This is a genomic window from Streptomyces glaucescens (genome assembly GCF_002154375.1).
Classification (GTDB): domain Bacteria; phylum Actinomycetota; class Actinomycetes; order Streptomycetales; family Streptomycetaceae; genus Streptomyces; species Streptomyces glaucescens.
In genome coordinates this window covers 1-12,926 of record NZ_MUND01000613.1, presented here as the reverse complement: position 1 = coordinate 12,926, position 12,926 = coordinate 1, and the positions used below count along the sequence as shown (strand labels likewise).

At 73.2% G+C, this 12,926-nt stretch carries 10 protein-coding genes; all 10 read left to right on the top strand.

Going from position 1 to position 12,926, the window contains the following annotated elements; all coding sequences use genetic code 11:
• Positions 1 to 3,420 (top strand): Rne/Rng family ribonuclease (locus CCN42_RS33095; RefSeq protein ID WP_245877580.1); only part of this gene is annotated, 3,420 nt, incomplete at its 5' end.
• A gap of 252 nt (positions 3,421 to 3,672) precedes the next feature.
• Positions 3,673 to 3,993 carry a 50S ribosomal protein L21 gene (rplU, locus tag CCN42_RS33090; protein ID WP_003990208.1) on the top strand — a complete coding sequence of 107 codons (321 nt, stop codon included), beginning with the start codon at positions 3,673 to 3,675 and terminating at the stop codon, positions 3,991 to 3,993.
• 14 nt (positions 3,994 to 4,007) lie between these two features.
• Entirely contained in the window at positions 4,008 to 4,262 is a 255-nt protein-coding gene (gene rpmA / locus CCN42_RS33085; RefSeq protein ID WP_010041940.1) for a 50S ribosomal protein L27, read from the top strand.
• Between the two features lie 137 nt (positions 4,263 to 4,399).
• Positions 4,400 to 5,845, top strand: coding sequence for a GTPase ObgE (gene obgE, locus CCN42_RS33080; protein WP_086741101.1), 1,446 nt, complete (start codon positions 4,400 to 4,402; stop codon positions 5,843 to 5,845).
• A 196-nt stretch (positions 5,846 to 6,041) separates the two neighbouring features.
• Entirely contained in the window at positions 6,042 to 7,604 is a 1,563-nt protein-coding gene (locus tag CCN42_RS33075) for an alkaline phosphatase D family protein (RefSeq protein WP_086741100.1), read from the top strand.
• Positions 7,605 to 7,769: 165 nt separating this feature from the next.
• Positions 7,770 to 8,876 carry a glutamate 5-kinase gene (gene proB / locus CCN42_RS33070; RefSeq protein ID WP_086173234.1) on the top strand — a complete coding sequence of 369 codons (1,107 nt, stop codon included), beginning with the start codon at positions 7,770 to 7,772 and terminating at the stop codon, positions 8,874 to 8,876.
• Positions 8,877 to 9,048: 172 nt separating this feature from the next.
• Positions 9,049 to 9,519 carry a hypothetical protein gene (locus tag CCN42_RS33065; RefSeq protein ID WP_086168796.1) on the top strand — a complete coding sequence of 157 codons (471 nt, stop codon included), beginning with the start codon at positions 9,049 to 9,051 and terminating at the stop codon, positions 9,517 to 9,519.
• Between the two features lie 104 nt (positions 9,520 to 9,623).
• Positions 9,624 to 10,910 (top strand): glutamate-5-semialdehyde dehydrogenase, encoded by a 1,287-nt coding sequence (locus CCN42_RS33060; protein WP_086741098.1) that lies wholly within the window; start codon positions 9,624 to 9,626, stop codon positions 10,908 to 10,910.
• Positions 10,911 to 10,998: 88 nt separating this feature from the next.
• A complete protein-coding gene (locus tag CCN42_RS33055) occupies positions 10,999 to 11,568 on the top strand; it encodes an SCO2584 family spore wall biosynthesis protein (RefSeq protein ID WP_455568136.1) in 570 nt (189 codons plus the stop codon).
• A gap of 133 nt (positions 11,569 to 11,701) precedes the next feature.
• Positions 11,702 to 12,778 (top strand): SCO2583 family membrane protein, encoded by a 1,077-nt coding sequence (locus tag CCN42_RS33050; protein ID WP_086741094.1) that lies wholly within the window; start codon positions 11,702 to 11,704, stop codon positions 12,776 to 12,778.
• Positions 12,779 to 12,926: the final 148 nt, after the last annotated feature.

The window sequence follows — 12,926 nt, the reverse complement described above, 5'->3', positions numbered from 1 at the left end:
GCCGAGCAGAAGGCCGCCGAGCAGAAGGCCGCCGAGGAGACGGCCGTCGAGGCCGCGCCCGCCGTCGAGCCGAAGGCCGCCAAGGGGTCCCAGGCCCAGGCGCCCCGCGCCGAGGCCCCCGCCGCCGAGCAGCCCGAGGACACCGGCGCCCCGCGCCGTCGCCGTCGCGTCGTGCGCAAGGCCGCCACCGGGTTCACCGCGCCCGCGCAGCCCGCCGCCTCCGAGCCGCCGCAGCGCCCGGCGCGTCCCGCCGTGGCCGTGTTCCAGCCGCCGGTGTTCACCGAGCCGAGGTTCCAGACGCCGGAGCGGGCCGCCGCCGAGGCCGCCGCCGGCGCGGCGGAGGGGGCCGACGAGACGCCCGAGACCGGCGAGATCATCGGGGTGGAGGAGTTCACCGCCGAGCAGTCCGGCCCGCGCCGCCGTCGCCGCCGCCGGGGTGCCGCGGCCGAGGAGACCGAGACGCAGCCCGTCGAGGCCCCCGCCGAGGAGGACGAGACCGAGGACGAGGGTGCCGAGGACTCCGTCGAGGGCGAGGAGGCCGAGGAGAGCGGCTCGCGTCGCCGCCGCCGTCGCGGTGGCCGGCGTCGTCGCCGGGGCGAGTCCGCCGACGGCGAGGCCGGTGAGTACGGCGAGGGCGAGCCCGAGGAGGTCGCCGCCGCGCAGGCCGCGCAGGACGCCGAGGACACCGCCGAGCAGGTGGAGGAGGACGCCGAGGACACGGAGGACGAGTCCGCCGAGTCCGGCCACGAGGAGGCCGGCGGCTCCACCGTGGGCAGCCGTCGTCGCCGTCGCCGTCGCCGCCGTGCCGGGGACGTCACCGTGGACACCGAGCCCGGCGAGGGCGACCCGGAGCGCACGGTCGTCAAGGTGCGTGAGCCGCGCAAGGCCGCCGAGCGCGAGCCGTCCGACGAGGTGCAGTCCATCAAGGGCTCGACCCGTCTGGAGGCGAAGAAGCAGCGCCGTCGCGAGGGCCGCGAGCAGGGCCGCCGCCGCGTCCCGATCATCACCGAGGCCGAGTTCCTGGCCCGCCGGGAGGCCGTCGAGCGCGTGATGGTCGTGCGCCAGCACGGCGACCGTACGCAGATCGGCGTCCTGGAGGACGGCGTGCTCGTCGAGCACTACGTCAACAAGGAGCAGGCGACCTCGTACGTCGGCAACGTCTACCTCGGCAAGGTGCAGAACGTGCTGCCGTCGATGGAGGCCGCCTTCATCGACATCGGCAAGGGCCGCAACGCCGTGCTGTACGCCGGTGAGGTCAACTTCGAGGCGCTGGGCATGGCCAACGGGCCGCGCCGCATCGAGTCCGCCCTGAAGTCCGGCCAGCCGGTCCTCGTGCAGGTCACCAAGGACCCGATCGGCCACAAGGGCGCGCGCCTCACCAGCCAGGTCTCCCTGCCGGGCCGCTACCTCGTGTACGTGCCCGAGGGCTCGATGACCGGCATCAGCCGCAAGCTGCCCGACACCGAGCGGGCCCGGCTGAAGACCATCCTCAAGAAGATCGTCCCCGAGGACGCGGGCGTCATCGTGCGCACCGCAGCCGAGGGCGCGAGCGAGGACGAGCTGCGCCGGGACGTCGAACGGCTTCAGCAGCAGTGGGAGGACATCCAGAAGAAGGCGAAGAGCGGCAACGCGCCGACGCTGCTCTACGGCGAGCCGGACATGACCGTCCGGGTCGTGCGCGACATCTTCAACGAGGACTTCTCCAAGGTCATCGTCAGCGGTGACGACGCGTGGTCCACCATCCACGGGTACGTCTCGCACGTGGCGCCGGACCTCGCCGGGCGGCTCCAGAGGTGGACCAGCGAGGTCGACGTCTTCGCCACGTACCGGATCGACGAGCAGCTCGCCAAGGCGCTGGACCGCAAGGTCTGGCTGCCCAGCGGCGGCTCGCTGGTGATCGACCGGACCGAGGCGATGGTCGTCATCGACGTCAACACCGGCAAGTTCACCGGCCAGGGCGGCAACCTGGAGGAGACGGTCACCAGGAACAACCTGGAGGCGGCCGAGGAGATCGTGCGCCAGCTGCGGCTGCGCGACCTCGGCGGCATCATCGTGATCGACTTCATCGACATGGTGCTGGAGTCCAACCGGGACCTGGTGCTGCGCCGCCTGCTGGAGTGCCTGGGCCGGGACCGTACGAAGCACCAGGTCGCCGAGGTGACCTCGCTGGGCCTGGTCCAGATGACCCGCAAGCGGGTCGGCCAGGGCCTGCTGGAGTCGTTCTCCGAGACCTGCGTCCACTGCAACGGCCGCGGTGTCATCGTCCACATGGAGCAGCCGACCGCCGCCGGTGGTGGCGGTGGCAAGCGCAAGAAGCGCGCCCGCGCCGGCGGTGCCGAGCAGCCGCACGAGCACGAGGTCGCCGAGCCCGTCGAGACGGCGGAGCAGGAGGCCGAGGCAGAGTCCGAGACGGTGGCCGAGGTCGCGGCGGAGACCGCCGAGCCGGTCGCGCTGCCCGCGCCGGACTTCGCACCGGACGAGGAGCTGTACAGCAGCGTCGCCGAGGCCGAGGCCGAGGCCGCGGCGTCGCGCCGGGGCCGCCGCCGGGCGAGCCGCCGGGCGTCCGCTCCGGCGGGCGCGCCGAAGGCGGAGGCCGCCGCCGTGCCCACGGCCCAGGACGTGACTGCCGAGGAGGAGTCCGCGCGCCCGGTGCAGCCGGAGTCGGCCGCCGAGGCGCACGCCGAGCCGGTGGCCGTCGAGGACCCGGTCGTCGAGGCGGCGCCCGCCGCCGAGGCGCCGGCCGTCGCTGAGGCTCCCGCGGCCGAGGAGGCCGCGCCCAAGGGCCGTACGCGCCGTCGGGCCACCCGCAGGGTGTCCGCGCCGGCCGGTTCGCCCGCCGCGGAGGAGGCGGCCGTGGTGACCGTCCCGGAGTCCGCTCCGGAGCCCGCGCCGGCCGGACCTGCGGTCGCGGTGCCCGCCGAGCCCGCCGCCGAAGCACCCGCCGAGTCCGCCGCGCCGGCCCGTCCGCGCCGCCGTGCGGTGCGCAAGGCCACCGCGCCGACCGCGCCCGTGGAGGCGGCCGTCGTGGTCGTCCCGGCGGCACCTGCCGAGGCGTCGGTCGCCGAGCAGGCCGCGGAGGAGGCCGAGCAGGCGCTGACTCAGGCCAGGGAGGCCGCCGCGGAGGCCGTGGCGGGCGCCGAGCCCGCCGAGGTGACCGAGGCCGCTCCGGAGGCCGCTCCGGCGAAGAAGACGGCCCGCAAGACGGCCAAGAAGGCGACGGCGAAGAAGGCCGCCACCAAGTCGGCCGTGGCCAAGAAGACGGCCGCGGCGAAGACGACGACGGCCAAGAAGACCGCCGCCAAGAAGACGACGGCCAAGAAGGCGGCGACGAAGTCGACCGCCAAGAAGGCCACGAAGAAGACGGCGGCGGCCGAGCAGCAGGCGGCGCCGTCCGTCTCGGCCTCCACCGACGAGGGCTGACGCCCTGAGGGTGTGCGGCCGGTCACGTGCAGGACACGTGACCGGCCGCACACCACCGGGGCCCGGTTTGACCCTCTCGGCCACGGCCCCGTAACCTTGACCGTCGGCGTGTCCATCGATCACGCCACATCCCCGTAAACCTCTTCCTTCCGGGCACGGGCAGTGCAGTGACCGGGAGAGGCCGTTCGCGCGCAGGTGCGCCGGGCGGCTGGCCTGCGGGGGTGCCGTTCTCCGAGCGAAAGAGAGATCCGCGTGTACGCCATCGTGCGCAGCGGTGGTCGCCAGCACAAGGTTGCTGTCGGCGACATCGTTGAGGTTGACAAGATTTCCACCGCCAAGGTTGGCGACACGGTCGAGCTCTCGACCCTGCTCGTTGTCGACGGCGACGCTGTGACCAGCGACCCGTGGGTGCTGGCCGGCATCAAGGTCCAGGCCGAGGTCGTGGACCACCACAAGGGGCAGAAGATCGACATTCTGCGCTACAAGAACAAGACCGGCTACCGCCGTCGTCAGGGCCACCGCCAGCAGTACACGGCGATCAAGGTCACTGAGATCCCCACGGCTGCGAAGTAAGGGACTGAGGAGACATGGCACACAAGAAGGGCGCATCGTCCACTCGGAACGGTCGCGACTCGAATGCCCAGCGGCTCGGCGTGAAGCGCTTCGGCGGTCAGGTCGTCAACGCGGGTGAGATCCTGGTTCGCCAGCGCGGCACCCACTTCCACCCGGGCGCCGGTGTCGGCCGCGGCGGCGACGACACGCTGTTCGCGCTGCAGGCCGGTTCGGTGCAGTTCGGCACCCACCGTGGCCGCAAGGTCGTGAACATCGTTCCGGTCGCCTGAATCGTCTGATTCAGCACCGAACGCTTCGCGAGGCGGACCTCACTTCCCGGGCGGGAAGCGGGTCCGCCTTTCGCGTGTTGGCATGAAGACACACGCGTAACAGCACGACAAACGTACTTTTCTGGAGGCACTGAACCATGACCACCTTCGTGGACCGCGTCGAACTGCACGTCGCCGCGGGTAACGGAGGCCACGGCTGTGCCTCCGTCCACCGGGAGAAGTTCAAGCCGCTCGGCGGCCCGGACGGCGGCAACGGAGGGCGCGGCGGGGATGTCATCCTCACCGTCGACCAGTCCGTGACCACGCTGCTCGAGTACCACCACTCCCCGCACCGCAAGGCGACCAACGGCAAGCCCGGCGAGGGCGGCAACCGCTCCGGCAAGGACGGGCAGGACTTGATCCTGCCGGTGCCGGACGGCACCGTCGTGCTGGACACAGCGGGCAACGTGCTCGCCGATCTGGTCGGCCACGGCACCTCCTACGTCGCCGCGCAGGGCGGCCGGGGCGGCCTCGGCAACGCGGCCCTCGCCTCCGCCCGCCGCAAGGCGCCCGGCTTCGCGCTGCTGGGCGAGCCCGGTGACCTGCGGGACATCGTGCTGGAGCTGAAGACCGTCGCCGACGTGGCGCTGGTCGGCTATCCCAGCGCGGGCAAGTCCTCGCTGATCTCCGTGCTCTCCGCGGCCAAGCCGAAGATCGCGGACTATCCGTTCACCACCCTGGTGCCGAACCTGGGTGTCGTCACCGCGGGCTCGACCGTCTACACCATCGCCGACGTGCCGGGGCTCATCCCCGGCGCCAGCCAGGGCAAGGGCCTCGGCCTGGAGTTCCTGCGGCACGTGGAGCGGTGCAGCGTGCTGGTGCACGTGCTGGACACCGCGACCCTGGAGTCGGACCGCGACCCGGTCTCCGACCTCGACATCATCGAGGAGGAGCTGCGGCAGTACGGCGGTCTCGACAACCGGCCGCGGATCGTCGTGCTCAACAAGATCGACGTGCCGGACGGCAAGGATCTCGCCGAGATGGTGCGGCCGGACCTGGAGGCGCGCGGCTACCGCGTCTTCGAGGTGTCGGCGGTGGCGCACATCGGGCTGAGGGAGCTGTCGTTCGCCCTCGCCGACCTGGTCGGCCGGGCGCGCGCCGCCAAGCCGAAGGAGGAGGCGACCCGGATCGTCATCCGCCCGAAGGCGGTGGACGACGCGGGCTTCACCGTCACCCGCGAGGAGGTCGGCGGCGAGCCGCTGTTCCGGGTGCGCGGCGAGAAGCCGGAGCGCTGGGTGCGGCAGACCGACTTCAACAACGACGAGGCCGTCGGCTATCTCGCCGACCGGCTCAACCGCCTCGGTGTCGAGGAGGAGCTGATGAAGGCGGGCGCCCGCTCGGGCGACGGTGTGGCCATCGGCCCCGAGGAGAACGCGGTCGTCTTCGACTGGGAGCCGTCGGTCATGGCCGGTGCCGAGATGCTGGGCCGGCGCGGTGAGGACCACCGCCTGGAGGAGCAGCGGCCCGCGGCGCAGCGGCGGCGCGACCGGCAGGCCGAACGGGACGACGTGCAACGGGAGTTCGACGACTTCGAGCCCTTCTAGGAGACGCCCCCGGTCGTCCGTCCTCGGCGGACGGACCCTCAGGCCCGCCGCGGTGAGGGAATCACCTTCGCCACGGCGGGTTTTATGTTGTCCCCCCACTTGTCATGCACGCGCACCCCCGTGTTCAGTCGGCGGACCGGCCCGGCGGAGAGCTTCCGGAGTGTCCAACAGGATGTTCTGGCAAGGGAGTTCCCGCATGACCGGAGTGACCGGACGCGACGCCGCGGCACCCGACCGGCGCCGCTTTCTGACCGCGGGCGCCGCCGTGCTCGGCGCCGCCTCGGCCCAGCTGTGGCTGCCGGCCGCCGCGCGGTCCGCCGAGACCCCGCTGCCCGACGGTGTGTTCAGCCTCGGGGTCGCCTCCGGCGATCCGCTGCCCGACGGTGTGGTGCTGTGGACGCGGCTCGCCCCGGACCCGCTGAACGGCGGCGGTATGCCCGACCGGGTGGTGCCCGTGGAGTGGGAGGTCGCCGAGGACGAGCGGTTCCGCGGGACCGTACGCCGGGGCGTCGCCCAGGCCCGGCCCGCGTACGGCCACAGCGTGCACGTCGATGTCCGCGGGCTGCGCCCGGGCCGGTCGTACTGGTACCGCTTCCGGGCGGGCGGGCAGCTCTCGCCGGCCGGCCGCACCCGTACCGCGCCGCACCGGCACAGCGCCGGCGGCACCGTACGGCTCGCGCTGGCCTCCTGCCAGAACTGGCAGCACGGCTGGTTCACCCCGTACGCCGACATGCTCGCCCAGGACCCCGACGTGGTGCTCTTCGTCGGCGACTACATCTACGAGTCCGTGCCCTCGGCCACGGCCCCGCGCCGCCACGAGGGCGCCGGGGAGCCGTACACGCTCACCCAGTACCGCAACCGGTACGCCCAGTACCGCACCGACCCGGACCTCGCGGCCATGCACGCGGGCGCCCCCTTCGTCGTGACCTTCGACGACCACGAGGTCGACAACGACTTCGCAGGCGGGATCCCGCAGGACCCCGACAAGCAGACCCAGGAGGCCTTCACGGCCCGCCTGGCCGCCGCCTATCAGGCGTACTACGAGCACATGCCGGTCCGCGCGAGCGCCGTCCCCACGGGCGCCCGCATCCGGATGCACCGCCGCCTGGAGTTCGGCCGGCTCGCCCGGCTGAACGTCCTCGACACCCGGCAGTACCGCAGCGACCAGGCCACCAGCCAGGCCGGTGCCCTGGACCCCTCGCGCACCATGCTCGGCGCGGACCAGAAGCGCTGGCTGCTGGACTCCCTGCACGGCTCACCCGCCCGCTGGAACCTGATCGCCTCCCAGATCATGCTGGCCGAGACCGATCTGCTCGTCGGCGCGGGCAAGCAGTGGTTCTACGACGCCTGGGACGGCTACCAGGCGGAGCGCAACCAGTTCCTGAAGGAGTTCCGGAGCGTGCGCAACCCGGTCGTGCTCACCGGCGACCGCCACCTGACGATGGTCAGCGACCTCAAGGAGGACTTCGCGGACCCGGACTCGGCGGTCGTGGGCGCCGAGTTCGTCGGCACCTCCATCTCCAGCAACGGCGACCAGGACCAGGCCGCCTTCCGGCGGGAGTGGGACCCGCGGCGGCCCGACAACCCGCACTGGAAGCTGCTCGACGCCCACCGCGGCTACCACCTCTTCGACATCCGCCGTGACGGCATCGACGCCCGGGTGCGGATCGTCGACACCGTGCGGCAGCCGAAGGCGACGCCGAGCACGCTGGCCCGGCTGCGGGTGGAGGCGGGACGGCCCGGAGTGCACCTGGTCTGAAACATCTCCGTGAGGACCGGCTGAGCCCGCGCGCCCCGTCCGCAGCGTGGAACCGAGGCGCGCGCCACCCCTGCCTTCCCGTAGATTGCCTGGTGGGGGAGTCGAACGACGCGAGTGGATCCAGGCGAGGGGACAGGCAGCAACGTGGCAGGGGCAAGGCAGGCCGTGCGCGAGGCCCGCAGGATCGTCGTCAAGGTGGGTTCCTCGTCGCTGACCACGGCCTCGGGCGGACTCGACGCCGACCGCGTCGACGCGCTGGTCGACGTGCTGGCGAAGGTGCGCAGCGGGGGAGAGAAGGAGATCGTGCTGGTCTCCTCGGGTGCCATCGCCGCCGGTCTCGCCCCACTCGGCCTGCGCCGCCGCCCCAGGGACCTGGCCCGCCAGCAGGCCGCCGCCAGCGTCGGCCAGGGCCTCCTGGTGGCCCGCTACACGGCCTCCTTCGCCCGCTACGGCGTCCGCGTCGGCCAGGTGCTGCTGACCTCGGACGACATGAGCCGCCGCGCCCACCACCGCAACGCCTCGCGCACCCTCGACAAGCTGCTCGCGATGGGTGCGTTCCCGATCGTCAACGAGAACGACACGGTCGCCACCGACGAGATCCGCTTCGGTGACAACGACCGGCTCGCCGCCCTCGTCGCCCACCTCGTCCACGCCGACCTCCTCGTCCTGCTCTCCGACGTGGACGGCGTCTACGACGGCGACCCCGGCAAGCCGGGCACCTCGCGGATCGCTCAGGTGCGCGGGCCGAAGGACCTCGCGGACGTCGAGATCGGCAGCGCCGGCAAGGCCGGGGTCGGCACGGGCGGCATGGTCACCAAGGTGGAGGCCGCCCGGATCGCCGCCGCCGCGGGCATCCCGGTGGTGCTGACCAGCGCGGTCCACGCGGCCGACGCCCTCACCGGCCAGGACACCGGCACGTACTTCCACCCCACCGGCAAGCGCTCCGCCGACCGGCTGCTGTGGCTCCAGCACGCCTCCACCCCACAGGGCGCGCTGACCCTGGACGACGGGGCGGTGCGGGCCGTCGTGGAGCGCCGTACGTCGCTGCTGCCCGCCGGGATCGCCGCCGTGGAGGGCGAGTTCAGCGCGGGCGACCCGGTCGAGCTGCGCGACGGCGCCGGGCGGGCGGTGGCGCGCGGGCTCGTCAACTTCGACGCCAAGGAGATCCCCCGGCTGATCGGCCGGTCGACCCGGGAGCTGGCCCGCGAACTGGGCCCGGGGTACGAACGCGAGGTCGTACACAGGGACGACCTGGTGCTCCTGCACCCGTAAGAGCGTCCGTGAAGACACGTGAAGACATCCGTGCGGGCACCCGGATTGCGGTGAATCGTCCGCCTCGGGTGGTGGACGTTCCGCAAAAGTGCCACACGATCACCCGCGGGCTGCTCAACTTTCTCTCGAAGGCACTCGAAGGCACAGTTCCGCAGGCGCGAAGGAGGCCGTCGTGCGACGACTACGCCCTGGGGCGACGCCGTCCCGCGGTGGTGCCGGCTCCCGCGCGGCCGGTGCGGACCGGGCTCCGCTGACCAGCGTGGCGGCCGGGGACCGCTTCGAGGGCGAGGAGCCCGCGGACCTGCCCCGGCTCTGGCACGTCACCCTCAGCGTCTCCGGCGAGGCCGCCCCGCTGCCGGAGCTGCGGCGCGCCCTGGAGCAGCTCGCCCACGACCACCCGTTCCTGCTGACCAGCAGATACGCCAGCGACCACGCCGAGATCCGCTACTGGGAAGAGGCCCGCGACCTGCACGACGCGGCGGCCGTGGCGCTGCGCCTGTGGGGCGAGCACCGGCAGACCGCCGGGCTGCCGCCCTGGGAGATCGTCGGCCTGGAGGTCATCGACCGGGCCACCTACCACCAGCGGCTCGCCGAGGGCTACGGACCGCCCCCGGCGAGCCCGGTCGGAGTCCATCCGTTCTGAGCCGGTTCGGCCGGGCCCCGGAGCACGTCTCAGGGCGGCTCGGGGCCGTCTCGGGGTGTGGAACGGACGCCGGACCGACCCGTCCGGCGCACTACCCTTCCTTCATGACCACGCTCTCGCCGTACGACTCGATGTCCCCGGTCACCCAGGCCGCCTACCGCGCCAAGGCCGCCGCCGCCGACCTCGCGCCGCTGCCGCGGTCCGTGAAGGACGACGCGCTGCTCGCCATCGCGGACGCGCTGGAGGTCCGCGCGAGCGAGATCGTCGAGGCCAACGCCAAGGACGTGGCCAAGGCGCGCGAGAACGGCACCAGCGAGGGCATGATCGACCGGCTCACCCTCACCCCGGAGCGGGTCCGCGCCATCGCCTCGGACGTGCGCGACGTGGCCGCCCTGCCCGACCCGGTCGGCGAGGTGGTCCGCGGCGGCACCCTGCCCAACGGCATCGACGTGCGCCAGGTCCGGGTGCCGCTCGGCGTCGTCGGGATCATCTACGAGGGCCGGCCCAACGTGACGGTCGACGCCGCCGCCCTCTGCCTGAAGTCGGGCAACGCGGTCCTGCTGCGGGGCTCCTCCTCGGCGTACCAGTCGAACACCGCGCTGGTCCGCGTGCTGCGCGACGCCGTGGGCGGCGCGGGACTGCCCGCCGACGCCGTCCAGCTCGTGCCCGGCGAGAGCCGCGACAGCGTGCGCGAGCTGATGCGCGCCCGCGGCCTGGTCGACGTGCTCATCCCGCGCGGCGGCGCCTCGCTGATCAACACGGTCGTCCAGGAGTCCACCGTCCCGGTGATCGAGACCGGCACCGGCAACTGCCACGTCTACGTCGACGCGCAGGCCGACCTCGACATGGCCGTCGAGATCCTGATCAACTCCAAGGCCCAGCGGGTCGGCGTCTGCAACGCCGCCGAGACCCTGCTGGTCCACCAGGACATCGCCGCGGAGTTCCTGCCGCGCGCCCTGGACGCCCTCGCCGACGCCGGGGTGACCGTGCACGCCGACGAGCGCGTGATGGCGTACGCCAAGGACTCCCGGGCGACGGTCGTGGAGGCCACGCCGGAGGACTGGGAGACCGAGTACCTGTCGTACGACATCGCCGCGGCGGTCGTCGAATCGCTCGACCGGGCCGTGGAGCACATCCGGCTGTGGACCTCCGGCCACACCGAGGCCATCGTCACCACCTCGCAGCAGGCCGCCCGCCGGTTCACCCAGTTGGTCGACTCCACCACCGTCGCCGTGAACGCCTCCACCCGGTTCACCGACGGCGGCCAGTTCGGCTTCGGCGCCGAGATCGGCATCTCCACGCAGAAGCTGCACGCCCGCGGCCCGATGGGGCTGCCCGAGCTGACCAGCACCAAGTACATCGTCACCGGCGACGGGCACGTGCGGCGCTGAGGCGCACACCCGCGTGCGCTCTTTTGAGCGTGCGAGGGAATTTCCCCACCGTCTGCCCAAATTGACCCCCCAGGTCTACTCTGGATCCGTGCCGGAGGACGTGGGGGGTTCGCCGTTCCGTGACGGCTGGGAGCCCGACGACGACCACGACCGCGGGGTGTCGGACGAAGAGTTCGCCTCCGTGGTCTTCGACGAGGCCTTCGTACGCGCGGCCGTGGTGCACGAGCCGACCGCCGTGGAGCGCCTCCTGGCCGCGGCGCAGGCCAGAGCCGAGGCCTCCGAGACCGAGGCCCGCCGCACGCACGCCCGCGGCGAGCGCTACGACGACGGATACGGCGGTGACGGGCCGGGCGCTTTCGGCCACGGTCCGGACCACGACATCCTGGACGAGCCCGACATCCTCGACGGCCCGCCGCCCTGGGGCTACGGCAGGCACGGCCGCTGGCACCGCCCCGTCGCCTGGGTGCTCGCCGTGGTGATGGGCGTCGGGATGATCGCCCTGGCCTTCGCCGCCGTCTACCGGGGCGCCGCCTCGAGCCGCCAGGACCAGGTGCCGCCACCCGCGTCGACCGGTCTGGAGCAGGGCGGCGCGGGGAGCCCGTCGGCCTCCGCGGACCACCTCGGGCCGGCGGTCCCGGCGCTCCCGCGCACCCCCTGACAGGTGCCCCGGCCACCCGCCGGGAGGGTCCGGGACAAGCCGCGCACAGATGGCTTTCGGCCTGGTGAGCGGCGGTCAGAAGTTGTCCGTGACGGTGCGTTTACCGGGCCGCCGCGAGACCTACCCTGAAGATATGGGCGGGCCTGGAGACCCACCCGAGGGGACGCCCGACGGGTTCCCCAACGGTGCGGAAGACGAGTACCGATCCGTCGTGTTCGACGAGTCGTTCGTCCGCGCTGCCCGCCTCCAGGAGTACTCCGCGCGCGAGCGCCTGGCCGACCACGCGCCCGCCGTCCGCCGCCGCACCTCCGTGCGCCGCGGCCTGTCCCGGCAGGCCCTGATCCTCGTCCTGCTGATCGCCGTCGCCTTCGGCACCGCGGTCTACATGGGCGTGCGCCACCCCACCCAGGGCGGGACCGTCACCGGGCAGCCCACCGCGGAACCGCTGCGGATGACCGTCATCCCGCTCGCCCCGCGAGGGCACGTCCCCGGCACCCGCGACCTCGAACGGCTGTACGCCGAGAGTCCGGCCGCCCAGTTCCGCATCGGCGCCGAGGGCATCCCGCTGCCCGCCGCCCGGCGCACCGAGCACTTCTCCGACGGCCAGGTGCTCGCCGCCCTCAGCACCGCCAAGGACTACGTCGTCCGCTCCTCGCTTCACCCCGAGGTGCTCTCCGGCGGGCAGGTCCGCGCCGTGCGGGTGCTCCTCGACCCGGACCAGCTCGACCAGTTCGACCGCAGCTTCGACCAGCCCACGGCCGACGGGCAGCACTCCGCGACCGGCTGGCTGGTCCGCTTCGACCCGGCCGCCACCGAACTCGCCGACCCCAGGATCCGAGTCCGGGGCAGCATGCACGCGGAGGAGACCGACGCGTCCACCCTGGAGGTCACCGCGGACCACACCTTCGTGTACGCGCTGCGGCCGGCCGGGGCCGACCGGGCCGCCGAGGCGTCGCTGTTCACCGTCCGCCGCGAGCTGCACTTCCGCTTCGACCGGGACGATCTGCGGCTGCACCAGACCCATGTGGTCGGCTCCCAGCTCCAGGCCGGGCCGCTGTCCTGCGCCGAGGACACCGCCGCCCGGCTGCACCCGCTGCTCGCCGGCCAGGCCGCCCGGGCAGGCGGCCCGGCCGGCTCCGACCCGTACGCCTCCGCGGGCGCCACGGCGCTGTGCGGGACGCTGGCGGACAGCGCCCAGCCGAAGGTCTAGGTCGTGTCCGCAAAGTCCCGTCGTCCGCCCGAAGGGCGGGCCCCGCGGCGTCTGGTGCGTGCTCTCGGCGCGCCGGGCGGAGTCCCTCGTACTGGATGTACTTGGGGCTTCGCCCGGCGCGGCGAGAGTGCGTGCCAGGCGTCGCGGG